Origin of the sequence: Bacillus sp. S10(2024) (genome assembly GCF_050473865.1) — a bacterium.
Classification (GTDB): domain Bacteria; phylum Bacillota; class Bacilli; order Bacillales; family Bacillaceae_G; genus Bacillus_A.
In genome coordinates this window covers 1-24,605 of the sequence record NZ_JBFLUR010000002.1, presented here as the reverse complement: position 1 = coordinate 24,605, position 24,605 = coordinate 1, and the positions used below count along the sequence as shown (strand labels likewise).

Annotated in this window: 25 protein-coding genes; 1 reads left to right on the top strand and 24 read right to left on the bottom strand. The window is 37.7% G+C overall.

Features of this window, described 5'->3' with window-relative positions:
* Positions 1 to 18: 18 nt before the first annotated feature.
* The 23 genes from AB1280_RS00180 to gpr form a co-directional block, all read right to left on the bottom strand.
* Entirely contained in the window at positions 19 to 162 is a 144-nt protein-coding gene (locus tag AB1280_RS00180; RefSeq protein ID WP_020062253.1) for a YqzL family protein, read from the bottom strand.
* A 151-nt stretch (positions 163 to 313) separates the two neighbouring features.
* Positions 314 to 1,222 carry a GTPase Era gene (gene era, locus AB1280_RS00175; RefSeq protein ID WP_272186798.1) on the bottom strand — a complete coding sequence of 303 codons (909 nt, stop codon included), beginning with the start codon at positions 1,220 to 1,222 and terminating at the stop codon, positions 314 to 316.
* Complete coding sequence (locus AB1280_RS00170) at positions 1,215 to 1,613, bottom strand: cytidine deaminase (protein WP_272186797.1); 399 nt, start codon at positions 1,611 to 1,613, stop codon at positions 1,215 to 1,217. The genes era and AB1280_RS00170 overlap by 8 nt, the downstream gene beginning before the upstream one ends.
* 55 nt (positions 1,614 to 1,668) lie before the next feature.
* Positions 1,669 to 2,022, bottom strand: coding sequence for a diacylglycerol kinase family protein (locus AB1280_RS00165; RefSeq protein ID WP_272186796.1), 354 nt, complete (start codon positions 2,020 to 2,022; stop codon positions 1,669 to 1,671).
* A complete protein-coding gene (gene ybeY / locus AB1280_RS00160) occupies positions 2,019 to 2,489 on the bottom strand; it encodes an rRNA maturation RNase YbeY (protein ID WP_272186795.1) in 471 nt (156 codons plus the stop codon). Before ybeY ends, AB1280_RS00165 begins: the two co-directional genes overlap by 4 nt.
* Positions 2,490 to 4,637 carry an HD family phosphohydrolase gene (locus AB1280_RS00155; protein WP_429754513.1) on the bottom strand — a complete coding sequence of 716 codons (2,148 nt, stop codon included), beginning with the start codon at positions 4,635 to 4,637 and terminating at the stop codon, positions 2,490 to 2,492. It abuts the gene before it with no gap.
* Between the two features lie 312 nt (positions 4,638 to 4,949).
* Positions 4,950 to 5,909 (bottom strand): PhoH family protein, encoded by a 960-nt coding sequence (locus AB1280_RS00150; RefSeq protein WP_429754512.1) that lies wholly within the window; start codon positions 5,907 to 5,909, stop codon positions 4,950 to 4,952.
* 7 nt (positions 5,910 to 5,916) lie between these two features.
* The gene (gene yqfD / locus AB1280_RS00145; RefSeq protein ID WP_429754511.1) at positions 5,917 to 7,116 is read right to left on the bottom strand and encodes a sporulation protein YqfD; all 1,200 of its coding nucleotides are present in this window, start codon (positions 7,114 to 7,116) and stop codon (positions 5,917 to 5,919) included.
* 175 nt (positions 7,117 to 7,291) lie between these two features.
* On the bottom strand, positions 7,292 to 7,585 hold the full coding sequence (gene yqfC, locus AB1280_RS00140; RefSeq protein WP_272186790.1) for a sporulation protein YqfC: 294 nt from the start codon (positions 7,583 to 7,585) through the stop codon (positions 7,292 to 7,294).
* Between the two features lie 104 nt (positions 7,586 to 7,689).
* Positions 7,690 to 8,133, bottom strand: a complete 444-nt coding sequence (locus AB1280_RS00135) for a GatB/YqeY domain-containing protein (RefSeq protein ID WP_272186789.1) — start codon at positions 8,131 to 8,133, stop codon at positions 7,690 to 7,692.
* A gap of 15 nt (positions 8,134 to 8,148) precedes the next feature.
* Complete coding sequence (gene rpsU / locus AB1280_RS00130; protein ID WP_020062243.1) at positions 8,149 to 8,322, bottom strand: 30S ribosomal protein S21; 174 nt, start codon at positions 8,320 to 8,322, stop codon at positions 8,149 to 8,151.
* 561 nt (positions 8,323 to 8,883) lie between these two features.
* Positions 8,884 to 9,549 carry a deoxyribose-phosphate aldolase gene (gene deoC / locus AB1280_RS00125; protein WP_429754510.1) on the bottom strand — a complete coding sequence of 222 codons (666 nt, stop codon included), beginning with the start codon at positions 9,547 to 9,549 and terminating at the stop codon, positions 8,884 to 8,886.
* Positions 9,550 to 9,714: 165 nt separating this feature from the next.
* Entirely contained in the window at positions 9,715 to 11,067 is a 1,353-nt protein-coding gene (gene mtaB / locus AB1280_RS00120; RefSeq protein ID WP_272186786.1) for a tRNA (N(6)-L-threonylcarbamoyladenosine(37)-C(2))-methylthiotransferase MtaB, read from the bottom strand.
* Between the two features lie 4 nt (positions 11,068 to 11,071).
* Positions 11,072 to 11,821, bottom strand: a complete 750-nt coding sequence (locus tag AB1280_RS00115; RefSeq protein WP_429754509.1) for a 16S rRNA (uracil(1498)-N(3))-methyltransferase — start codon at positions 11,819 to 11,821, stop codon at positions 11,072 to 11,074.
* Positions 11,822 to 11,995: 174 nt separating this feature from the next.
* Positions 11,996 to 12,934 (bottom strand): 50S ribosomal protein L11 methyltransferase, encoded by a 939-nt coding sequence (gene prmA, locus AB1280_RS00110; RefSeq protein WP_272186784.1) that lies wholly within the window; start codon positions 12,932 to 12,934, stop codon positions 11,996 to 11,998.
* 28 nt (positions 12,935 to 12,962) lie between these two features.
* Complete coding sequence (dnaJ, locus tag AB1280_RS00105; protein WP_272186783.1) at positions 12,963 to 14,066, bottom strand: molecular chaperone DnaJ; 1,104 nt, start codon at positions 14,064 to 14,066, stop codon at positions 12,963 to 12,965.
* A gap of 215 nt (positions 14,067 to 14,281) precedes the next feature.
* On the bottom strand, positions 14,282 to 16,117 hold the full coding sequence (dnaK, locus tag AB1280_RS00100; protein WP_429754508.1) for a chaperone protein DnaK: 1,836 nt from the start codon (positions 16,115 to 16,117) through the stop codon (positions 14,282 to 14,284).
* Between the two features lie 25 nt (positions 16,118 to 16,142).
* Positions 16,143 to 16,709 carry a nucleotide exchange factor GrpE gene (grpE, locus tag AB1280_RS00095; RefSeq protein WP_242222884.1) on the bottom strand — a complete coding sequence of 189 codons (567 nt, stop codon included), beginning with the start codon at positions 16,707 to 16,709 and terminating at the stop codon, positions 16,143 to 16,145.
* A gap of 123 nt (positions 16,710 to 16,832) precedes the next feature.
* Positions 16,833 to 17,864: a heat-inducible transcriptional repressor HrcA gene (hrcA, locus tag AB1280_RS00090; RefSeq protein ID WP_272186781.1), complete on the bottom strand. Its 1,032-nt coding sequence runs from the start codon at positions 17,862 to 17,864 to the stop codon at positions 16,833 to 16,835.
* 222 nt (positions 17,865 to 18,086) lie between these two features.
* Positions 18,087 to 19,226, bottom strand: a complete 1,140-nt coding sequence (hemW, locus tag AB1280_RS00085; protein WP_429754507.1) for a radical SAM family heme chaperone HemW — start codon at positions 19,224 to 19,226, stop codon at positions 18,087 to 18,089.
* 241 nt (positions 19,227 to 19,467) lie between these two features.
* A complete protein-coding gene (gene lepA, locus AB1280_RS00080; protein ID WP_272186779.1) occupies positions 19,468 to 21,291 on the bottom strand; it encodes an elongation factor 4 in 1,824 nt (607 codons plus the stop codon).
* 210 nt (positions 21,292 to 21,501) lie between these two features.
* Positions 21,502 to 21,843, bottom strand: coding sequence for a DUF3679 domain-containing protein (locus AB1280_RS00075; protein WP_429754506.1), 342 nt, complete (start codon positions 21,841 to 21,843; stop codon positions 21,502 to 21,504).
* 21 nt (positions 21,844 to 21,864) lie between these two features.
* Complete coding sequence (gpr, locus tag AB1280_RS00070) at positions 21,865 to 22,968, bottom strand: GPR endopeptidase (protein ID WP_429754505.1); 1,104 nt, start codon at positions 22,966 to 22,968, stop codon at positions 21,865 to 21,867.
* A gap of 181 nt (positions 22,969 to 23,149) precedes the next feature.
* On the opposite strand from gpr, the gene rpsT reads away from it, so the two are divergent.
* Positions 23,150 to 23,407, top strand: coding sequence for a 30S ribosomal protein S20 (gene rpsT, locus AB1280_RS00065; RefSeq protein WP_020062230.1), 258 nt, complete (start codon positions 23,150 to 23,152; stop codon positions 23,405 to 23,407).
* Between the two features lie 84 nt (positions 23,408 to 23,491).
* Here the strand turns inward: rpsT and holA are convergent, their stop codons facing one another.
* A complete protein-coding gene (gene holA, locus AB1280_RS00060; protein ID WP_272186776.1) occupies positions 23,492 to 24,505 on the bottom strand; it encodes a DNA polymerase III subunit delta in 1,014 nt (337 codons plus the stop codon).
* Positions 24,506 to 24,605: the final 100 nt, after the last annotated feature.

Genomic DNA, 24,605 nt, shown 5'->3' with positions numbered 1-24,605 from the left:
AGGTTCGAACAAAATGGGTTAGGAAATTGGAGAATCTAGCTCTACTTGTATTTCTTCATGCTGTTGCATTTCATCTTCTACATTTTTTTCCATTTCCTTCAAAAGAAGATATGTTTCAATGCTTCCTGTTTTCGAGAAAAATTTCCAGGTAAAATCTAACATAAGAATCCACCTTTCTCAGTGAGCGTTCATGTAATCCAATTTCTTTCTTTGCTATTAAAATGACCCATTTTGTTCATTTTCATGTGAGAAAAATTTTTCTAAATTATACAGCTTTTATCCCGCAATTTGCGAGCAGTAAAAACATTTCACTTTATAGATATTCATCTTCACGGAAGCCAAGATCACGTAACTGGGACATTTTGTTGCGCCAATCTTTCTGCACTTTTACCCACAGTTCTAAAAATACTCTTGAACCAAGAAGCGACTCCACATCAAGACGCGCTCTTTTTCCAACTTCTTTTAACATCTTACCTTGTTTTCCAATTACAATTCCTTTTTGTGATGGACGTTCTACAATAATTGTGGCATTAACGTAAATCGCTCCGCCTTCACGCTTTTGAATTGCATCAATAACTACGGCAACAGAATGTGGCACTTCCTCACGTGTTAAATGCAATACTTTTTCACGAATTAGTTCCGCAATGATAAAGCGTTCTGGATGATCCGTTACTTGATTTTCTGGATAATACTGAGGACCTTCTGGTAAATACTTTTTAATTGCTCCGATTAACGCATCAATATTATTTCCTTGTAATGCTGAAATCGGCACAATTTCAGCAAAATTATATAACGTACGATATCGATCAATCAGTCCCAGAAGCTCTTCTGGATGGACTTGATCGATTTTATTAATAACTAAAAATACCGGTTGCTTCGTTTCTTGTAATTTTTCGATGATAAACTCTTCACCGCGTCCAAAGCCTTCTTCTGCGTTGACCATAAATAGAACAATATCTACTTCTTTTATTGTCGTTTGTGCCATTTTAACCATAAAATCGCCAAGCTTATGCTTTGGTTTATGTATACCTGGTGTATCAATAAATACGACTTGCGCATCATTTTCTGTGTACACACCTTGAATTTTATTACGTGTTGTTTGTGGTTTATCACTCATAATCGCAATCTTTTGACCGATAATTCGATTTAAAAATGTTGATTTCCCAACGTTTGGTCTCCCAATAATAGAGACAAAACCTGATTTAAAACCTTCTCTATTCATGTAAATCCTCCGCTAAAAATGCTCCTGGTAACAATTCTCCTACTGTTGTTTCTTGTATGTCACCATGTAAATTTGTCAAGTATACTTTTGTATTTGACTTACACAATTCTACCATAACTTGACGACACGCTCCACATGGAGGTACCGGACGCTTTGTATCTGCCACAACTGCAATTGCAGTAAATTCTGTACTTCCTTCAGAAATCGCTTTAAATAGCGCTGTTCTTTCCGCACAATTACATAAACCATATGATGCATTCTCAACATTACAACCACGGTATACTTTCCCGTCTGTTGTTAATAGAGCAGCACCTACTTGAAATTTAGAATATGGTACATATGCTTGTTTACGCGCTTCAATCGCTTCTTGAATTAATTCATTGTTGTTCATTGTTTCTCTTCCTTTCCATTCACAATATGAAAAGATAAAAATCTTTGGAATGCAACTATATCATATACGGTCCAAAGATAATAGCGCCAATTACAACAGCGATAATCGAGAAAACTAATACTGCACCTGCCGCTGCATCTTTTGCTATTTTAGCAAGTGGCTTCACATCCATTGTTACTAAATCAACGGCTTTTTCCACTGCTGTATTCACAATTTCTAGTGCAAATACAATACCAATAGTCAAAATCAAAATGAGCCATTCTGTTTTTGTAACATGAAAATAAAAACCGAAAAAACTAACAACACACGCTGCTAAACAATGAATTTGTACATTTCGTTCATAGCGAAGACAAAAGAAAATACCAGCAAACGCATAGCGAAAACTGTTTATAAGTTTTCCTTTTTTCATCTAGTTAATCCAAATGCAGCAAGAACTTCTTTTTGCTTTCCAAACATAACCTTCTCTTCTTCTTCCGTCATATGATCGTAGCCAAGCAAATGTAAAAAGCCGTGCACCGCTAAAAAACCAAGTTCACGATCAAAAGAATGGCCATATTCTTCAGCCTGCTCTTTCGCTCTCGGAATAGAAATAATAATATCCCCTAACATGCGTGGCATTTCTACACCAACAATTTCCATTTCTCCTTCTCCCATATCTTCCATCGCAAAAGAAATTACGTCTGTTGGCTGATCTTTATCACGATATTCACGGTTAATTTCTTGAATACGTTCATTATTAACAAATGTAACCGAAAGTTCAGCTCCATCCTCTACAGATTCTATCTCTGCAGCTTTTTCAACTAATTGTTGAATCAGCTCGACATACTCTTCTTTCACTTCTTCTGTTTCATCAAAAAAGTCAATTATTAATCCCATTTATTTCACCTTTTCTTCTGTTAATTTTGGATACTTAATCCGGGAGTGGAAGATCCCATTTAATGTTTCACATAATGTTTTCTCGACAATTTGCAGTTCTTTAAATGTTAAATTACATTCACTGAATTGGCCATCTTGTAAACGATCTTTAATAATGCTGCGAACAAGATGATCAATTTGTTCAGGTGTTGGTGCATTCATCGAACGAACTGCCGCTTCTACACTATCAGCAATTCCAACAATTGCCGATTCTTTAGATGTTGCTTTTGGCCCTGGATAACGAAACATTTCTTCTGTATATTTCTCTTTATCTTCTTGTATTGCTTTGTAATAGAAATATTTTAATAAAGTCGTTCCATGATGCTGGGCCGCAATATCAATAATTTCTTGCGGAATATAATGTTCTTCTAACATTTTCACTCCATTTGTAACATGAGCGATAATAATATCTCTACTTGTTTCAGGATCTAACCGATCATGAGGATTTGCTATGCCCATTTGATTTTCAATAAAGAAATGCGGCTGCACCGTTTTTCCAATATCGTGATAATATGCTCCCACACGCGCTAGCACACCATTCGCTCCCACAGCTTCACATGCTGCTTCCGATAAATTAGCAACCATAACACTATGATGATACGTTCCTGGTGCTTCTAACAGAATTTTACGAAGCAACGGATGGTTCGGACTTGCCAACTCTATTAATTTCATGCTAGAGACAATACCAAGGCCACTTTCTAAATACGGCAATATCCCCATCGCTAAAATAGATGAAATAATCCCCGACGCTGCTGCCATTAATAAATGTGTTCCAATCTCAATTGCCGAAAAGTTTCCGTTACGCAGTAGCAATAAAGCTGCTAATACGACAACATTTAAAATCGATACAAGTATCCCAACTTGCAGCAGCATTGTGCGACGATGTTTTTCTCGTAAGAAAATACTAACCGAAAGCGAGCTAAGCAACACATAAATTCCGACTGCATAATTTAGTGTACTCGTTACACCTTCATTAAATAAAATGCTGCCACACACCGAAAAAATCACACTTGTGATAAAAACAAATCGATCACCAATCATCAGTTTGACTAATATAGTTCCCATTGCAACTGGAGCAATATAAGCAATACCGACATATTCTAACTTTTGAAACAAACTAATAATTTTCATTAAAACAACTGTAATAGCGACAATTGTTGTATAAGCTAAAATATATGGCTTGTCCTCTCTTCTCTGCTTTAAAAATGCACCAAATTGCTTATGCATAAAAAATAAAAGAACCCCAATAAAGATTGCTAGTCCCAAATACGGTTGAAACGAATTACTTTGATCCAATAACCCTACTAACTTTAATTGTTCATATGCTTCTCTTGTAATTGTCTCTCCTTCTTTTACAAGAATTTGACCTTGCAAAATGTAAACAGGAGCTACTTGATCGATTGCCATTTGCTTTCTTTCTTTCGTTGCATTCGAATCATAAAAATAGTTCGGTATAATCGCATACTGCCCAAGCGCAGTAATTGCTTGTTTCAATTCATTGCTGACAGATACATTTTTTAAATCGTTAGTAATGCGGTCTTTAAACTGATCTACTTCATTCATTTTAATGTGAGAGCTCATTAGACTATTAACAGCTGTAACAGTTGATTCCCTCGCTATAAGAAGCTGATCTTCTGTCGCACCTAAAAATTGTAATAACACTTGATCGGACAAGCTTTTCGTTAACTCTGTTGGAAGTTTCTTTTTTAACTTGTCCAATCTTTCTGCCGCCGATAATTTATGTTGTCCTTCTGGCGCCGAAACGGTTGCATTTGACTCTGCATCCACCTCTTTAATTGCATCAAATACTGAGTTCACAACCTCAATCCGGTTTTGCTTATATCCGCTTCGATATGTATACTGATCTTCAACCTTTTGAGCCGCTTCTCTCTTTTTCTTTTCTGTTGTTACTTTATCTTCAATTTTTATAGGAGAATGAATTGTTTTTTTGGAAATAGATAACATTTTGATATCGAGTTGTTCCGGTTTTACATTATTCATCAGTGCAAAAAACAACACTGCCCCTATTAAAATATAAGAAATCCAGCTCAGTTTTTTCGAATGCTGTAAATTACGAAACCACTTAGCAACTTCTTGAAACCTTGACATAATTACAATACCTTCTCCTCTCCGAATATTAAGTGAAACTCTCTTTTCACATATTTAAACACAAGGACAAATGCCCTTCCCTTTATTTATGATAATAAAAAACAAAGCATTAGCCAACCTGTTCACAATATCTATAAAAAATATGCAGTGAAACTTCCTTCTAGAGTGCTCTTCTCTTGAAGGTTAGTTGAGCCAATCGGGCTCTTACAGTCGGTTTGTTCTTACTTCTTTGTTCTGCTGCTACCAACCGTTTGAGCGAGATACAGTGAGACTTCCATTCTGGATAAAAAGAAATGATCCTTACAAGCAGGATCATTCCATTTTATCATATGCTTCAATAATACGCTGTACGAGTGGGTGACGAACAACATCTGACTGCTCAAGTTTAATAAACGAAAGACCAGACACACGGTCTAACACATTTGCTGCAATAGAGAGACCTGATTTCACACCTTTTGGCAAATCAATCTGAGATGGGTCTCCCGTTACAACCATTTTTGAGCCAAATCCAAGGCGTGTTAAAAACATTTTAATTTGTGCACCCGTTGTATTTTGCGCCTCATCTAAAATCACAAATGCGTCATCGAGTGTACGCCCTCTCATGTACGCTAACGGAGCTACTTCAATGATACCGCGTTCCATCATTCTTTGCGTATGCTCTTGCCCAAGCACATCATGAAGAGCATCATAAAGAGGTCGTAAATACGGATCTACCTTTTCTTTCAAATCCCCAGGTAAAAACCCGAGACTTTCTCCAGCTTCCACAGCAGGTCTTGTTAAAATAATTTTTTTCACATAGCCATTTTTTAATGCTCGAACAGCCATTACTACAGCTAAATATGTTTTACCAGTACCCGCCGGTCCCATGCCAAACACAATGTCATTTTTCTTAATGGCATAAATATATTGCCTTTGTCCCATTGTTTTCACACGGATAGACTTACCTTTTGCTGTTTTAAAAATCTCCTCTTCATATAACTTTTCAAAATGAGCCAGGTTCCCTTGACGTCCAAGTTGAATCGCATAGGCTACATCACGCTCAGAAATCGATATACCCTTGCGAATAACAACTAGAAGTTGTTGTAATATCCCTTCAACAAGAGCTACTGCTTCATTCGTTCCGGAAACACGGACAGATTCACCTCTCGTAACAATCGATACCTCAAGTTCATTCTCAATTATCTTTAAATGTGCATCATTTACTCCAAACAAAGCAATTGCTTCATTATGGTTTTCCAATTGTTGATTCATCTCTACTAATTGTTCAGCCATTAATTACTCAATCTCCTTGAATATCGGATTCAGATATCGGTTGAGCCTCTGCAATATTCTCAATCACTGTATAATGCATCAATAATTTTAAATTTCCATTCTCAACCTGTTTATGCAAAACTTTCTTCCCTATAATCATAGCACGTTCATCCAATTTTTTCTTTAATTCTTTTTGCCCCATTTCCTCGGCCACCGTCATTGCCTGTTTTTCTGTATATTCACGGTTTGCTTCTTCCTCTTCACGTACAATCGCTTTCTCATAAGCAATCGGCAGTGTAAAACCAAGCAATTTCACATCATGTCTTACTGTCTCAGCTTTAGACTGCTTATACTTATCATGCTGAAATCCCCATATTTTTATTTTCATGTTTCCAAAAATAAGATAATGTTCTTTGTACGAATCCCCTGTATAAACTTGAAATTTCGTTTTTAGAGGTACTTCCACTTCAGACTTGTACCAAGTTTCACCAAATACAACACCTTTAGCTGAAACAATTGTAGGACTCTCTTCTTTCCCATACATTCCTGACACAAGAAGTTGTCCTTTTTGCACATAATCATTTTTCATAACTATTGGTTTTCCTATCTCTACAAACATTTTTGTAACAATCGCTTCTTTTTTGGCAACTAAATGTTGCGGCACCTGTTCTTCGTCTTTTTTCGGCTCATTTTTTTCAACTATTTTAAAATGATACGTCGTTCCTTTTACGTCCAAACCAACCCATGTAATAGCGTTAATATTATCAGTCAAATAGCGCTGTATATTTTCTACACTCGGCATTTGAAATTGAAGCTTCCCTTTTTTAATACCCATTTTATCTAATTCTTTCATCATGATATATTCCGTCTCTGGCTTCGCCCCTGTTATCTCTATTTTCCATACCATATTTGATAAGGCAATGACACTTAAGAAAAATAAGAGAAAACCAATAAGAAAACCACTATTTCGAAGTAAGCGCTTATTCCAAAACGGAACTCCGTAACGTCCAATAAAATATAGATTGCATTCATTTTTACGGTAAATCGGGCGTAATCGTTTCACATCTTGAAGCAATATACAGAATACAATTGTATCATCTGCAACTTTCTTGACGTCCCAAACTAGGATATCTCTTCGTACACATTCGTTAATAAACCGTTCTGCTCCTCTTCCTTGAATTCGCACTTTTACATACCCAATCCATTTTGTAAACCACTTATTTTTCATAGCTCGCCTCCATCAGCTTTCTAAAAAAGGCGCAGCCCCTTAAGAGATCTGCGCACCACCTCTATGACTTTACCCCGCTTATACAGTCAGTAGTAGGAGGACTAAGAAGTAAATATTCCCTAACCACTTGCCCCTAATTTGTTTCATAGGCCCTCACACGAATAACAATTCCATTTTATTTCCCTTCTTTTTCATCTTCTAAAAACAAGACTTGTTCAATAGTTCCTTCAAGTAAAAGCTCTTCTGGCAGAATTGTCTTAATTACAAATGAATCTCCTTTTATTAATAATTGCCCTTGTTTTAATAAAAGCCGTACCTCTTTATCACTAAATACCAATAATCCACGATGATTTTCTATATAAATATGTACCTGCCCAACAAGTGTAATTCTCGGCAGATCCATGAATACATCTGCAGGTAGGTCTATCTGCTTCGTAATCCAATTTTTCATTTGCTGCAACTTTCTCATCGAAGACCCCCCTCTCATCCCATATGTATGAAAAAAAAGCTTGTAATATCACGTCCAATTCGAAAAAAACATAAAAAAGCGTCTCATTATAATGAGACGCTTTTTTATGCTAATAGTTGTGAAACAAGCCTATTTACTTGTGAGCCATCTGCTTTGCCTTTTACTTTCGGCAAAACAGCACCCATCACTTTGCCCATATCAGCTTTAGAAGCTGCACCAACTTCAGAGATAGATTGCTGAATAACAGCAAGCAATTCTTCTTCTGTCAATTGCTCTGGCAAATATGTTTCTAAAATCTGAATTTCGCTTTTCAGTTTATCGACAAGGTCTTCACGACCCGCTTTTTCAAACTCAAGGAGGGAGTCTTTATACTGTTTTACTTCACGAGTTAAAACTGTTAGTTCCTCTTCTTCTGTAAGAGGGTTCTGTAGTTTAATTTCTTCATTTTGTAAAGCAGCCTTAACCATACGAATAACGGTTAATTTATTTTTTTCTTTATTCTTCATCGCTTGTTTCATATCATCGTTTAAACGACCGAGAAGACTCATAAATTACACCCTCTCTTAGAATTTACGCTTTCTTGCCGCTTCAGATTTCTTCTTACGTTTTACACTTGGCTTTTCATAGAACTCGCGTTTTCTTGCTTCAGCAAGCGTACCAGCTTTAGAAGTTGATCTTTTAAAACGGCGAAGTGCATCCTCCAAAGACTCGTTTTTACGAACGACTGTTTTTGACATTCTCTTTCCCTCCCTCCGAAACATCCACTTACATCCTAATTTCAGCATGCAAAAAGTAAACACTTTCTCAGCATGTCTTTTACGATTATAATACATTTTATACTTTTAGGTCAACTATCAGATAAAAGAAAAGAAGAGCACTTGCTCTTCTTTTTTCATGAAACGTACATTTTTGATATATTTTTCTATACCAATGCAACATTATTCTACCAAAATGTTTACTTCTACTTTTCATCATCTGGATACAATATCCCTAGTTTTTCGTGTCAAATAACCTTAGCCAACAGGACTAAACAGTCGGCTTCCGCTTTTATTTTTTATCCAGCTGCGCCTCCTAGCCCCCTCACGTCTAAGAACCTTCCACGCGAGAAGGTAAAGAGCACCTTCTGCGTGAAAGAACCTTAGCCGACAGGGCTAAACAGTCGGCTTCCGCTTTTATTTTATCCAGCTGCAGCCGCTAGAACAATCGGTCGCTTCACTCTTTCCTACGAGGCAAATAGCGCCTCTACGTCAAGAGTTCCAACGTCCTCATGTTCTATACGAGCGGCTTCCGCTTTTAAATTAATAATCAGTTGTTGCTGTTTTTCCACTTACTAGCGCTACACCAGAGCTTGTACCGATGCGCGTTGCACCTGCTTGAATCATTGCATCCATGCCTTTTTCGTCACGAACCCCTCCTGATGCTTTTACACCGATATTTGGTCCTACCGTTTTTCTCATCAACGCAACATCTTCTACTGTTGCACCGCCTGTTGAAAATCCTGTTGATGTTTTTACGAAATCAACGCCTGCTTTTACAGACAATTCACAAGCACGAACTTTTTCTTCTTCTGTAAGTAAGCATGTTTCAATAATTATTTTCACAAGCGCTTTTCCTTTTGCTGCCTCTACAACAGCGCGAACATCACGCTCTACTAACGCATCGTTTTTATCTTTTAACGCACCGATGTTAATTACCATATCAACCTCTGTTGCACCTTTTGCAATCGCATCTGTTGTTTCAAATGCTTTTGTTTCTGGTGTATTTGCTCCAAGAGGGAAACCAATTACTGTACAAACTTTTACATCTGTCCCTTTTAGCAATTCTGCTGCCGTTTCAATCCACGTTGGATTTACACATACAGAAGCAAAATCATGTTGTTTCGCCTCTTGACATAAAGTCACGATTGCTTCTTTTTTTGTATCTGGTTTTAATGCCGTATGATCAATTAACTTTGCATAGTTCATTTTAAAATTGCCCCTTCCTCAACTTATACGTAGTGAATTTTTTGCTCACCGATTGTCTGACAACCTTAATCTTCAGCATTATATCATAACGTATAGCGTTTTCATATTTTAACTTCTCCAGCAAATAAAAAAGCATACAAACAAAACTGTTTGCATGCTTTTCTGTTACGCGCTTGCTGATTCTTTTGGCGATGCATTTTCTAGCACACGAACAAATTGTGCTTCATTGTAAGGATAACCAGCTTTCGTAATTTTTACTTTAATTAATTTACCAATTAATTCCTCAGAACCTTCAAAGACAACTTTTAAGTAATTATCTGTATATCCTACAAATAACCCTTCACGATCAGCTTCTTTAAATGATTCTTCTGGAATAATTTCAAGTACTTCACCTTCAAACTGTGATGCATATTCTTTCGCTAATTGGTCTGATAATGCAATTAAGCGGTGTACGCGCTCATTCTTAATTTCTTCTAGTACTTGATCATCCATACGTGCTGCTGGTGTTCCTGTACGTTTTGAGTATGGGAATACATGAAGTTCAGAGAAACGATTATCTTTAATGAAATTGAACGTTTCCATGAATTCTTCTTCTGTTTCACCAGGGAAACCGACGATAACATCAGATGTAATTGCAAGTCCTGGCAACGCTTCTTTTAAGCGGTCTAAACGCTCTTGGAAAAACTCCATTGTATATTTACGACGCATACGTTTCAATACTGTATTAGATCCAGATTGAAGCGGAATGTGTAAATGACGGACAACAACTTTAGAATCGCGCAACACTTCAATTACTTCGTCTGTAATTTGACTTGCTTCAATAGAAGAAATGCGAAGGCGTTTTAACCCTTCTACTTGCGCTTCCATATCTCGAAGTAGTCCGGCTAAATTATAATCCTTCATATCTTCACCGTATCCACCTGTATGAATACCTGTTAAGACGATTTCTTTATAGCCAGCATCTACTAATTGCTGCGCTTGGCGAATAACTTCTTTCCCATCACGAGAGCGCATTAAACCACGAGCCCATGGAATAATACAGAACGTACAGAAGTTGTTACATCCTTCTTGAATTTTTAAAGATGCACGCGTACGATCTGTAAAATATGGTACGTCTAGCTCTTCGTATACACGCGTTTTCATAATGTTACGTACAGCATTAATTGGCTGACGCTCATTCCGGTACTCTTCAATATAGCCAAGCATTTTCTCACGGTCTTGCGTTCCTACTACAATATCTACACCTGGAATTGCCATAATTTCCGCTGGAGATGTTTGTGCATAACATCCCGTTACACAAATTACCGCATCAGGATTTTGACGAACGGCACGACGAATAACTTGACGACTTTTTTTATCCCCTGTATTTGTTACAGTACATGTATTAATTACATACACATCAGCTGTTTTTTCAAATTCAGTTCGCTCATAACCACCTTGTTTAAACAGTTGCCAAATTGCTTCTGTCTCGTAGTGGTTTACTTTACAACCTAACGTATGAAACGCAACAGTTGCCATATACTCACCCCATTAATTCAAAATGATAAGAAGCGGCACTTAGCGCGTATAAAGGCGCTGTTTCTGTCCGCAATATTCTTGGTCCTAAACTACAAGGTACAAAAGCATGCTCAGAAAGAGAAGATACTTCTTCTTCCGTTAAACCACCTTCTGGTCCAAATACAATAAGCACCTTTTGTCCTGGCATTAATTTTGTTAAAGCCTTAGCGAAGTTTGATTTTTCACCTTGTTTCGCTTCCTCTTCATACGCAACAAGGCAGCTATCATATTCTTTACTCATCGCAAGAAGCTCTTTAAAAGAAACAGGTGCATACACAGTCGGAATCTCACTGCGATGAGACTGCTCAGCTGCCTCTTTGACAATTTTATTAAAACGCTCTACTTTTTTTCCAGCTTTTTTCGCATCCCATTTTACAATAGATCGCGATGCTTGGAACGGTAAAAAGGCCGCTGCTCCAAGCTCAGTTCCTTTTTGTAAAATCAACTCAAGCTTATCTCCTTTAGGCAATCCGCTTGCAATTGTCACAAAAACAGGTAGCTCAGTTGACATCTCTACCCATTCTACAATAGTCGCATTTACAAATTCATTGGTAATTTCAGCAATTGTACAAATTGCCGTCTTCCCATTTGTACAACAATAAATTTGATCACCAGGCGTCATACGCATTACTCTTCCGATGTGATGCACATCATCTCCTACAATACGAATCGCCATTTCATTTACATTTTGTTCTTCTACAAAATAACGTTGCATTTTATCACCTTAGTAAAGTTTAGCTCTTTTCGTAAACGAATGCTTACGAAAAGAGCCAAACGGTATAATTTGGACGAAACAAACGGTAAGTCCCTCACTGCTTTCAGCGAGAGACTTTCCGCATACATCTCCCGTACAAACGGGTAATAAACACTTGATTAGGAAAACTTTAGCTTATCCTCTACGTGCAATAATTGCTACCCAATCTTCCATCGTTAACACTTCTTCTACTGTAAAACCAGCATTCACTAACGCTTCTGTTACAATTTTTTCTTTTGCAGCAATAATACCAGATGTTATGAACAATCCACCTTGCTTCACAACTTTCGCTGCATCTTCTGGGAATAGTAAAATAATTTCCGCTAGTAAATTTGCAACAATTAAATCTACAGGCCCTTCAATGCCCTCTAGTAAGCTGTTTTGTCCAACAGTTACAACATTTTCTGTATGATTTAATCGTACATTCATTTCCGCACTCTCTACTGCAACCGGATCTAAGTCGTATGCTTGAACAGAAGCAGCACCTAATTTAGCTGCAGCAATACTTAATACACCAGAACCCGTTCCAACGTCAATGACAGTATCTCCCGGTTGAACAGTTTTCTCCAAAGCGCGGATGCACATCGTTGTTGTCGGATGCGTTCCCGTTCCAAATGCCATTCCTGGATCTAATTCGATAATTTTTTCTTCAGGTGAGGAAGGCGTATACTCTTCCCATGTTGGCACAATTGTAAATGTATCAGAAATTTTCACCGGATGGTAATATTTTTTCCAAGCAGTAGCCCAATCCTCTTCATCTACTTCATTAACAGATACAGTTGCTGCTCCAATCTCGATTCCATAAGAAGGTAGCAAATCAATGGATGATTTTACATTTGTAATTGTTTCTTGCAGGGCATCATTCTTTGGGAAATACGCTTTTACAAGTACACCTTCCGCTGGATATTCAGCTGGATTTAATGCATAAATCTCGCCAAATTGTTGTTCACGCTCTTTCGTTAATTCCGCAGGATCTTCAATCGCAACACCACTTGCACCTGCTTCGTGTAAAATATGCGAGATTGCTTCTACTGCTTCCTCTGCTGTATGAATACTAATTTCTGACCATTTCACAATTTACCAACTCCATTTTTTATTTCCATTATTCCCCTTTAAAAGCTCGCTTAAGCTTTCCAAATAGGCTATCATCTTTATCCTCTTGACCTGTAAATTCTTTTAATAAATCTTTTTGGTGCGATGTTAATTTCGTTGGTGTAACAACACGTACCACTACGTATTGATCACCTTGCCCATAGCCGCGTACATTTGGCGCACCTTTTCCTTTTAAACGGAATTCTGTTCCTGTTTGTGTTCCTGCTGGGATTTTCAATTTCACTTTCCCCTGCACAGTCGGAACTTCCACTTCATCCCCAAGTGCTACTTGCGCAAATGTGAATGGCATTTCGCAAATAATATCATCACCTTCGCGATGGAAGAATTCGTGATCTTTCACACGAACAACTACATATAGATCTCCTGCCGGGCCGCCGTTGATGCCAGCTTCCCCTTTACCAGTAACGCGAATTTGTTGACCGTTATCAATACCTGCTGGAATTTTAACATTAATTTTTTTGCGTTTGCGTACTTTTCCAGATCCATGACATGTTGTACATTTCTCTTTAATAATTTGACCTGCTCCAGAGCAGTGTCTACAAGTTTGACGATTCACAATACGACCAAATGGTGTGTTTTGCTCCACGCTAACTTGACCTGTTCCAGAACAATGTGAACATGTATCCTTAGAAGTTCCAGGTTTTGCTCCGCTACCGTTACATGTATTACAAGGATCTTCAGCAGGAATTTCAATATCCATTTCCTTACCAGAAATTGCTTCTTCAAAATTTAAAGTAACTTGATATTGAAGGTCTGCCCCTTGACGCGGTGCATTTGGATCACGACGTCTACCGCCTCCACCACCAAAGAATGAACTGAAGATGTCTTCAAAGCCAAAGCCACCACCAAAGTCGCCTCCGCCAAATCCTTGATTTGGATTAGCATGACCAAATTGATCGTACTGCGCACGTTTTGAATCATCACTTAATACTTCATATGCTTCTTGCACTTCTTTAAACTTTTCAATTGCATTTTCTTCAGTACTTACATCTGGATGATACTTTTTCGCCAAACGGCGATATGCTTTTTTAATCTCATCTTTTGAAGCACCCTTGCTAACGCCGAGCACCTCATAGTAATCTCGTTTATTCATAAGTTTGCAACCCCCGAATCCTTTCACATAAACGTAATTTTAACATCGAAAGAAAGTGCTTTGCAACACTGTTTCCTCACTTACAGTATGCAAAAAGAAAAACATTGGACTCCCACGCGAAAGTCTTCGCGTACCCTCAGTCTTTTCTTCACTCGTGAAAAAAGCCAAAGCCAAGGCACGCTTGACTTTGACTTTTTGTCATCTTACTTATTTTATTACTTATCTTCTTTAACTTCTTCAAACTCAGCATCGACTACATTGTCGTTTTTCGCGCCCGCATTGTCTTGTGCGCCTTCTGCTTGCTGTGCTCCTGCAGCAGCTTGAGCTTGCTCATATAATTTTACAGTTAATTGCTGTACGATTTCCTGAAGTGCATCTTTTTTCGCACGAATTTCATCAAGATCATTTTTCTCGATTGCCGCTTGTAATGCATCTTTCGCTTCTGTTGCCTTCGCTACTTCAGATGCATCTACTTTGCCTTCTAAATCTTTTACAACTTTATCTGTTTGGAATACAAGTTGGTTAGCTTCGTTACGAAGTTCAACTTCTTCTTTACGTTTTTGATCAGCATCAGCATTTGCTTCTGCTTCTTTTACCATACGATCTACCTCTTCATCAGAAAGACCTGAAGAAGATTGGATTGTAATTGCTTGTTCTTTACTTGTTCCTAAGTCTTTCGCACGTACATTAACGATACCGTTCGCATCAATATCGAATGTTACTTCGATTTGCGGGATACCACGTGGTGCTGGTGGAATATCTGTTAATTGGAAGCGACCTAGTGTTTTGTTGTCCGCTGACATTGGACGCTCACCTTGTAGTACGTGAATGTCAACTGCAGGTTGGTTATCAGCCGCAGTTGAGAATACTTGTGACTTACTTGTCGGAATTGTTGTATTACGCTCAATTAATTTTGTGAATACGCCACCCATAGTTTCGATACCTAAAGAAAGTGGAGTCACGTCTAATAATAGAACGCCTTTTACATCACCTGTAAGTACGCCGCCTTGAACTGCAGCTCCTAAAGCTACAACTTCATCAGGGTTTACTCCTTTATATGGCTCTTTACCAGTTTCACGTTTAATCGCTTCTTGTACAGCTGGGATACGAGTAGAACCACCAACAAGAATTACTTTGTCTAACTCGCTCGCAGAAAGACCAGCGTCTTTTAACGCACGACGAGTTGGTTCTAGTGTTCTTTCAACAAGGTTAGCTGAAAGCTCTTCGAATTTCGCTCTTGTTAAGTTTAATTCTAAGTGTAATGGACCAGCAGCTCCAGCACTAATGAACGGTAATGAAATTTGTGTTTGTGTTACACCAGAAAGATCTTTTTTCGCTTTTTCAGCAGCGTCTTTCAAACGTTGAAGTGCCATTTTGTCTTGACTTAAGTCAATATTGTTTTCTTTTTTAAATTCAGCTACTAAATGATCGATAATAACTTGATCAAAGTCGTCACCACCAAGACGGTTGTCACCAGCAGTTGAAATAACTTCAAATGTTCCATCTGCTAATTCAAGGATAGATACGTCGAATGTACCGCCACCTAAGTCATATACTAGAATTTTTTGCTCTTCGTCTTGTTTTTCTAAACCGTAAGCAAGTGCAGCTGCTGTTGGCTCGTTAATAATACGTTCCACTTCTAAACCAGCAATTCGGCCAGCGTCTTTTGTTGCTTGGCGTTCTGCATCGTTAAAATATGCTGGTACTGTGATAACAGCTTTTGTTACTGTTTCACCTAAGTATGCTTCAGCAGAAGCTTTTAAGTTTTGTAAAATGATTGCAGAAATTTCTTGAGGTGTATAGTTTTTACCTTCAACTTCTACTTTGTAATCTGTACCCATATGACGTTTAACAGACATGATTGTATTTGGGTTCGTAATCGCTTGACGCTTCGCTACTTCCCCTACTTGACGCTCTTCATTTTTGAAAGCTACAACAGAAGGAGTTGTACGGTTACCTTCTGGATTTGGAATAACTTTTGGCTCTCCGCCTTCCATAACAGCTACACAAGAGTTTGTTGTACCTAAGTCAATACCGATGATTTTACTCATGGGGAAACCTCCTACATTTATGTAATTATTGATTTACTTTTACCATTGATGGTCGAATCACACGATCTTTTAGCTTATAGCCTTTTTGGAATTCCTCCACAACCGCATTTGATTCAAATTCACTGTCTTCTACTTGCATAACAGCTTGATGTTCATGTGGATCAAACTGCTTTCCAACAGCTTCAATCGCTTCAACACCTTCTTTTACTAGCGCCTCTTGCAACTGACGATATACCATTTCCATCCCTTGTAATAAAGATTTCATCTGCTCATCATTTGCTTCTACTTGCATTGCTCTTTCAAAATTATCAAGAGCCGGCAAAATATCTGACACAAGGCTTTGTGATCTATATTTTTCAGCCGCTTGCTTATCTAGTTGAACGCGGCGCTTATGGTTTTCAAAATCAGCTTGTAGACGAAGCATGCGACCTTCCGTTTCCGTCAATTTCGCTTGTAATTCATCTACTTTTTCTTGTAAAAGAGCAGCTTCACTTTTTTCTTCAACAGTTTCTTCGCTATTTTCTGGTGCTACAGCTTCTTCTGTTTGCGCTTCTTTTACTTCTTCTACCACTTGTTCATTACGCTCTTCCACAACTTTCACCTCCTTAAAAAGGCAGGGCAGGCACAAATCAGCACGAACCAAGCCATCTAATTTCTTATATTCAACTAATCATCAGCAGCGGGAGATATCTCCGCTACAAATGAAAGTTTCTTATTATTTCGGTTTATACAAACCGTTGAGGCCATCTGTAAATTGTTTTGTAAACAATTGTAACAAACTAATAACACGAGAATATTGCATTCTTGTCGGTCCTAAAATCGCAATTGTTCCGAGCTGCTCATCTCCAATTGAGTATGTCGCAGAAATTAAACTACAATTTTCCATTGCAGCAGAAGAATTCTCACGGCCAATTTTCACTTGAATGCCAATTTGTTTACTCTTTAAGATGTCATAAAAAGCATCTTCATTTTCAATCATATTGAGTAATGATCGGACCTTTTGAATATCATGGAATTCTGGCTGCGCAAGCATATTTGTTTTTCCACCAAAATATACTTTTTCAGATAACGGAAATTGGAATGTACCGTCTAACATCTTCATGACACTATCATAATTATGAACGTACTGACGCAAAACCATTACAATTTCTTTAAAAATTTTATTATGCAGTTCTGAAATCGGTACACCAGACAACTTGTCATTCAAAATGTTAACCATTTTTTCCAAATCTTGCAAATCAACAGATTCTGGAACTGTGATGGTTTTACTTTGCACATGTCCTGTATCAGTTACAATAATTGCAACCGCTGTTTGATGACCAAGTGGAAGAATTTGTACATTTCTCAGCTTATTCGCACTAACTTTTGGCCCAAGAACAATTGCCGTATAACTCGTGAGTTCTGACAAGATTTGCGCGGATTGCTGCGCAAGCTTTTCTGCTTCAAAAACTCTTTGAGCGAACAAGTCTTTAATTTGTACAACATCTTCACTAGGCAAATGTTGCGGTGCAAGAAGATGATCTACATAAAAGCGATACCCTTTTTCAGAAGGAACGCGCCCTGAAGAACTATGTGTTTTTTCAATAAACCCTAATTCTTCTAAGTCAGCCATTTCATTTCGAATTGTTGCTGAGCTAAATGTAATTACTTCTTTCTTAGATAATGTTCTTGATCCAACAGGTTGTGCTGATCCGATAAAATCATCAATTATCGTCTGTAAAATTAAGAGCTGACGTTCCGTAAGCATTTCATCATCACCTCTGTTAGCACTCTTATGTTTCGAGTGCTAAATCTATTACTAACTTACCAAAGTTGCTATTGAATTGTCAACGGAAACGTGATGAGATAAGGTGAAACTTTTAGCAGCGTTTTTTTTTGCTACTAATTAGCCCTGCCAATCGGGCTCAAACAGACGGTTTCTCTTCTCGATTTACCTCTATGTACCGTCTGTTTGAGCGGGATACAGCGTTTAATCCACCAAGAATGATTGAAAGACTTCATTTCCTAATAACTTCCCTTTTCTTGTTAAACAGACATGAGTGTTTGTTTCTTGAAGCAATTCATGTTCTTTATTATGACGTAATTGTTTTGCAAAGATGTCGTTCATCTCTACGCCGAATTTTTTGCTAAATTCTACTTTTGAAACACCTGCTGTTTTTCGAAGCCCTAAAAATAACTCTTCTTCCATTTTTTCTTGTGTCGTTACTGTATGAACATCTAAATAGGGCAAACCTGTCTCATCAATTTTCGTAAAATATTGCTTTAGTGGACCTACATTTTGAATCCGCTCGCCATTTACGTAACTATGAGCACCCGCTCCGAAACCGAAGTATTCTTCATTATTCCAATAAGTGAGGTTATGTCTACTTTCATAGCCCTCTTTCGAAAAATTACTAATTTCATACTGCTGGTAACCATGCTTTTCCATGGCATCCATCACAATTTCATACATTTTAGCTTCACTGTCTTCACCTGGAAGTCTCAACTTTCCTTTGTTCATTAAATTATAAAAGACCGTTTTCGGTTCAACAATTAAAGAATACGCAGAGAAATGTTGAACCCCAAGTGTAAATGCAATCTCTAACGTTTCTTTCACATCTTCTATCGTTTGACCAGGCAATGCATAAATTAAATCAACATTAATATTTGCAAAACCTATTTCCTTCGCCTCACGAATCGCTATAAACGCATCTTCTCTCGTATGCCTCCGTCCAATTTTTTTCAATAATTCATCACGAAATGTTTGAACACCAAAACTAATCCGGTTTACACCGCCTTCTAGTAGAAGATTTAATTTCTCTTTTGGTAAATCTCCTGGATTCGCTTCAAAAGTTAGTTCACAATTTGGCGCAAACGGACGTAAACGACGATTAATAATGTCTAGCAATTGCTTTGTCTGTTCCATATTTAGCGCTGTTGGCGTTCCTCCACCAACAAAAATCGTTTTCATTTCTTTAAAAGACGTTTTGTTGATTGTATTCACAATTTCTTTCTCTAAATATTGCAAGTATTGTTCAACTGGCTGACGTTCAATAAACACTTTATTAAAATCACAATAGTGACAAATATGCTGACAAAACGGAATATGAATATATGCAGCTTGTATCAAATTCTGTTCCTACCTTTCTAAAAAGAAAACCTCCGCATTTCGGAGGTTTATTTACTTCTGTAATCCTATGCGAACTTTATCTATTCGCATTCTTCCCCAAATAACTTTTCTTCTTACAATCAAAAGCTTCATCACTATTGTAAAGGAGAGATACAAAGATGTCTAAATATTAACCAAAACTTTAAATACTTTGATTTCTGCTCCCTAAATAAAAAGAAGCCGTTTGTACGGCTTCTTTTTATTAGTTATCATCCATTTTCAGTACAGCCATAAATGCCTCTTGTGGTACTTCTACAGAACCAACAGACTTCATACGCTTCTTACCTTCTTTTTGTTTTTCAAGAAGTTTACGTTTACGAGAAATGTCACCGCCGTAACATTTCGCTAATACGTTTTTACGCATCGCTTTAATTGTAGAACGCGCCACAACTTTATTTCCGATTGTCGCTTGTATAGGCACTTCAAACTGCTGTCTTGGAATTAACTCTTTTAACTTTTCTACAATCACTTTTCCGCGGTCATATGCTGAATCACGATGCACAATAAAGGATAGTGCATCAACTTGCTCACCATTCAATAAAATATCCATCTTCACAAGCTTAGATGGTTTATAGCCAATTAACTCGTAATCAAAGGATGCATATCCTTTCGTATTCGACTTTAATTGATCGAAGAAATCATATACGATTTCAGAAAGCGGAATTTCGTATGTCAAAGTAACGCGTGTTTCATCTAAATATTGCATATCAATAAATGTTCCGCGTTTTCCTTGGCAAATTTCCATAACTGCTCCAACATAATCGTTTGGAACCATAATAGATGCTTTTACATACGGCTCTTCTACACGATCAATAGATTGCGGATCTGGCATGTTAGATGGGTTATCAACTATCATGTCTTCACCGTTTGTTAAATATACTTTATAAATAACACTTGGTGCTGTTGTAATTAAATCAATTTTAAATTCACGTTCAATACGTTCTTGAATAATTTCCATATGAAGTAAGCCTAAAAATCCACAGCGGAAACCAAATCCAAGTGCTTGAGACGTTTCTGGTTCAAATTCAAGAGCAGAGTCATTTAATTCTAACTTTTCTAATGCATCACGTAAATCATTATAACGTGCCGAATCAATTGGATATAAACCACAGAATACCATTGGGTTTAATTTACGATACCCCGGCAAAGGTTCTGCTGCTGGACGTTTTGCATGTGTAATCGTATCACCTACACGCGTGTCGCCAACATTTTTAATCGATGCTGCTAAGAACCCTACATCACCTACTGTTAACTCTTTACGTTGTGTTGTTTTCGGTGTGAATACACCAACTTCTGTTACTTCAAACTCTTTACCCGTTGCCATCATGCGTACTTTATCGCCAACTTTTACCGTTCCATTTACAACACGGATATAAGCAATTACACCGCGATATGGATCATATAAAGAGTCGAAAATCATACATTGTAATGGTTCTTCCGAATCACCTGCTGGAGCTGGTACTTTTTCAACGATTTGCTCTAAAATCTCCTCAATACCAATACCCGCTTTTGCAGAAGCAAGAACCGCTTCAGACGCATCTAATCCAATTACATCTTCTACCTCTTGACGAACACGTTCTGGATCAGCGCTTGGTAAGTCAATCTTGTTAATAACCGGTAAAATTTCTAAGTTATTATCAAGTGCTAAATATACGTTTGCTAATGTTTGAGCCTCAATTCCTTGCGCCGCATCCACAACAAGGATCGCACCTTCACAAGCCGCTAAACTACGAGACACTTCATACGTAAAGTCGACGTGTCCTGGTGTATCAATTAAGTGAAGAATATATTCTTCTCCGTCTTTCGCTTTATACGTTAATTGTACTGCATTTAATTTAATTGTAATCCCGCGCTCACGCTCTAAATCCATGGAGTCAAGCAACTGTGCTTTCATCTCGCGTTGTGCTAACGCATTTGTTTTCTCCAAAATACGGTCTGCCAACGTGGACTTCCCATGGTCAATGTGAGCAATAATGGAAAAGTTACGAATTTTAGACTGCCTTTTTGCTCTTTCTTCTTTGTTCATCTATTTATCACTCCTACTAATCTCGCCAATATACACTAGCACTGATTATATCAATACAAGGAAAAAGATTCAATGAAAACTGGTGTTACGATATAAGCAAGTACTCTTACTATTATCATATGCAATTTGTAAACAATAGACAAACCTTTCCTAAAAATCCAAAAAGCTACCTTACTCGTACGTAAGATAGCCGCTTTTTTATACTTTAAATTAATGAAATATACCTTTTATTTTATCAACTATGGTACATGTTATGCTACGAATAACATTTTGCACCAAAGAAGTCAATCCTCTTCCCATACTTTCGAGCATATTAAAGCTTTTTAATTTTTCTAGTTGCGCTTGTTTTTCTTCAACGGAAAATGCATTTCCAGGAATTATTTTTTCTATATCCCCGTAGTTTGTTCCTGTTATGTGAGCAATTTGCTCATATGTGGGATTATTATAGCCCTTCATTCGTTTCAATCCACTATTGGCAACTTGCATCCCGGCTAACGTTATAAAAAATGCACTCACAACGACAATGATGCATTTGCGTGTAAACTGCCCCACTTCTTATTTCTCCTTTTTCAATCAATGCGTATATGCCCCTGTGTTGCCTTGATCAACTTGATGATGAAGAGCTGCGTTCAAGCCACTCGCAATTAAATTCGCCATATCTTCAATAAACGCATCCACTTCTTTAGGTGTTACCATTAAATTATGTCCTAGTGGGGCTAGCACTTCATAAATTAGCTTTCTCTTCTCTTCTTCTTCTAGCGTACCAACCGCTCCCAAAAACATATTGCGGCTTTTTTCATCTGGCATATCTTCTTCTGTCAGTTTCTTCTTTTCACCAAATGTAAAACCGGCTGGGAGTAAAGAACGAGATGGTTTTACACCCTCACGCATCTCACGCCCAAAATGCTTTAAGATAAAATCAATTGTGTCACTTGTAATTGAAACTGCATCTACAACGGTCGGAACGCCAATTGCAATCACCGGTATACCTAGCGTATCCTTACTCAATTCTTTTCGTTTATTCCCAACACCAGAACCAGGATGAATACCAGTATCTGAAATTTGGATGGTACTATTTACTCGTTCAATAGAACGAGCAGCAAGCGCATCAATCGCAATTACAAAATCTGGTTTCGTCTTTTCAATGACCCCATAAATCATATCGCTCGTTTCAATACCTGTAATCCCCATAACCCCCGGCCTAATTGCACTGACAGGCCGAAACCCTTCCTCAACACTTTCCGGCTGCAGCTGAAACAAATGGCGCGTAACAAGGACATTCTCTACAACAATTGGACCTAAAGCATCCGGCGTTACATTCCAATTACCTAGACCAACAATTAAGCAACTTGCTTCTTCACTTATTCCAATTTCTTTTAGAAAGTGCGAAAATTCCTTTGCAAAAATCCCTTCTACTTTTTGTTGCAGCGCTGTATCTTGCTGACGAATTCCTTGCACTTCTAAAGTTAAATAATTCCCTGGTTTCTTTCCCATCGTCGGAGCGGCACTTTCATCGATTGTCACCTTTGTAATTGTAATCCCTTCTTCTTCGCGCTCTTTTACAATTACACCTTGAATCGCTGTTTTTTCTTCTTGCTTCTCTTGCAGCATTTGGTGGGCTTCTAATGCAAGATCTGTTCGAATCCCATATTTACTTAAATCAAGCGGTCCGTTCATACAATCTCCTCCACTATTTATAATAATATTTATTAGAATTCCCCAATTTATTTTCAGACATTCTTTTCCTATATTGAAATTTCATCGTTCCCACTATTGCAATTCTCTTCTCCGTTTGATAGAATATCACTTGTTCTATGTAAGAATCGAGTCACTCGATTGCACCAGGGAGGTGAAATATATGGCAAACATTAAATCTGCTATCAAACGTGCTAAACTTAGTGAAGAGCGTCGTGCACATAACGCTTCTATCAAGTCTGACATGCGTACAGCTGTTAAAACTGTAGAAGCTTTAGTTAACAATAACGATCTTGAAACAGCAAAAGAAGCATACAAAGTAGCTTCTAAAAAACTTGACAAAGCAGCTCGTAAAGGTCTTATCCACCAAAACGTTGCATCTCGTCAAAAATCTCGCTTAGCGAAACAAGTAAACGCGTAAGGCGTTTAAAAACGATCCGTATGGGTCGTTTTTTATTTACAAAAAAAAAATGTTCATGCAGATGTTTACATGAACATTTTTCCACTATCCAATATGATTTAAACGCATAAGAAAAAATTCTAGCACAAGACGTTTATCCATTCTTCCTGTCTTCATATTGTAATCTGCCTCAGCAAGTTCGTGAATCACTCGTTTTAACGCTTCAAACGAGAAAAAATTTGTTTGATTCATAGCCAGCTTCACACGATACGGATGTACACCGATGTGAGATGCAATTTGATTTTGCCCATAACCACGCTGCTGAAGTTCTTTCACTTGATATAACAAACGAAATTGACTCACAAGAAGCGCAAGCAGTTTAATCGGCTCTTCTTGTTGTGTGAATAACCCTTCTAAAATACGCATCGCACCTGCAATATCTTTTTTTACTACCTTTTCTGTTAAAGAAAATACATTTTGTTCAACAGACTTTGGAACGAGTTCTGCGACAAGCTTTGCCGTAATTTCACCGCCTGTTCCCACATATAATGTTAGTTTATCCATTTCCTTAGCAAGCATCGTTACATTACTTCCAACAAACTCTAATAACAAACTAACTGCCGCTTCTTCTATTTGAATATGCATTTCTTCCGTACGGCTTATAATCCATTTACGTACATCTTGCACTTGCATAGCATTTGCTTCTACTACATCCGCTGTTTTTTTCAAGAGCTTCGTAACTTTTTTACGCTCGTCCAATTTTTCAAACGGAGCAATAAACACAAGGATCGAAAATGGCGAAGGTTCAGCAATATATTCTTCTAGCACTTTGACGTTTTGCTCAATTTTGGCTTTTTGTGATGTTAAAAACAACGGTGATTTTACAACGATAATTTTACGTTCTCCAAAAAAAGGAAGCGTCCTTGCGTCCTCAACAACTTCCTCTATATATGATTCTTCCAAGTCATACGTAACGACATTAAACTCACGATCCTCCTCAGCTAACGCTTCTGATGTCAAAAGCCGAAGTGTTTCATTTATAAAATATGCCTCTGTTCCATATAACAAGTATAACGAAGCAAATTGCTTTTTCTTTATTTTTTTATGTATATCACTCATGTCATTTCCTACTCCCTAACACTTTATATACTTATAGTAATGTGACAACTGCTGTTTTACAAGTCCAAAGGAACAGGCAGCCACCCGTTCCTTGATCTAT

Coding starts and splice junctions, on each gene's coding strand:
- ybeY (WP_272186795.1), bottom strand. CDS start 2,489: ATGGGATTAATAATTGACTTTTTTGATGAAACAGAAGAAGTGAAAGAA.
- gpr (WP_429754505.1), bottom strand. CDS start 22,968: ATGAACGGACCGCTTGATTTAAGTAAATATGGGATTCGAACAGATCTT.
- AB1280_RS00180 (WP_020062253.1), bottom strand. CDS start 162: ATGTTAGATTTTACCTGGAAATTTTTCTCGAAAACAGGAAGCATTGAA.
- rpsU (WP_020062243.1), bottom strand. CDS start 8,322: ATGTCAAAAACAGTCGTTCGTAAAAACGAGTCTTTGGAGGATGCACTT.
- AB1280_RS00155 (WP_429754513.1), bottom strand. CDS start 4,637: ATGTCAAGGTTTCAAGAAGTTGCTAAGTGGTTTCGTAATTTACAGCAT.
- dnaJ (WP_272186783.1), bottom strand. CDS start 14,066: ATGAATAAACGAGATTACTATGAGGTGCTCGGCGTTAGCAAGGGTGCT.
- holA (WP_272186776.1), bottom strand. CDS start 24,505: ATGAGTGATATACATAAAAAAATAAAGAAAAAGCAATTTGCTTCGTTA.
- hrcA (WP_272186781.1), bottom strand. CDS start 17,864: ATGCTTACGGAACGTCAGCTCTTAATTTTACAGACGATAATTGATGAT.
- AB1280_RS00150 (WP_429754512.1), bottom strand. CDS start 5,909: ATGGCTGAACAATTAGTAGAGATGAATCAACAATTGGAAAACCATAAT.
- AB1280_RS00115 (WP_429754509.1), bottom strand. CDS start 11,821: ATGCAACGTTATTTTGTAGAAGAACAAAATGTAAATGAAATGGCGATT.
- yqfD (WP_429754511.1), bottom strand. CDS start 7,116: ATGAAAAATAAGTGGTTTACAAAATGGATTGGGTATGTAAAAGTGCGA.
- era (WP_272186798.1), bottom strand. CDS start 1,222: ATGAATAGAGAAGGTTTTAAATCAGGTTTTGTCTCTATTATTGGGAGA.
- rpsT (WP_020062230.1), top strand. CDS start 23,150: ATGGCAAACATTAAATCTGCTATCAAACGTGCTAAACTTAGTGAAGAG.
- mtaB (WP_272186786.1), bottom strand. CDS start 11,067: ATGGCAACTGTTGCGTTTCATACGTTAGGTTGTAAAGTAAACCACTAC.
- lepA (WP_272186779.1), bottom strand. CDS start 21,291: ATGAACAAAGAAGAAAGAGCAAAAAGGCAGTCTAAAATTCGTAACTTT.
- AB1280_RS00135 (WP_272186789.1), bottom strand. CDS start 8,133: ATGAGTCTTCTCGGTCGTTTAAACGATGATATGAAACAAGCGATGAAG.
- AB1280_RS00170 (WP_272186797.1), bottom strand. CDS start 1,613: ATGAACAACAATGAATTAATTCAAGAAGCGATTGAAGCGCGTAAACAA.
- deoC (WP_429754510.1), bottom strand. CDS start 9,549: ATGAACTATGCAAAGTTAATTGATCATACGGCATTAAAACCAGATACA.
- yqfC (WP_272186790.1), bottom strand. CDS start 7,585: ATGAGAAAGTTGCAGCAAATGAAAAATTGGATTACGAAGCAGATAGAC.
- dnaK (WP_429754508.1), bottom strand. CDS start 16,117: ATGAGTAAAATCATCGGTATTGACTTAGGTACAACAAACTCTTGTGTA.
- AB1280_RS00165 (WP_272186796.1), bottom strand. CDS start 2,022: ATGAAAAAAGGAAAACTTATAAACAGTTTTCGCTATGCGTTTGCTGGT.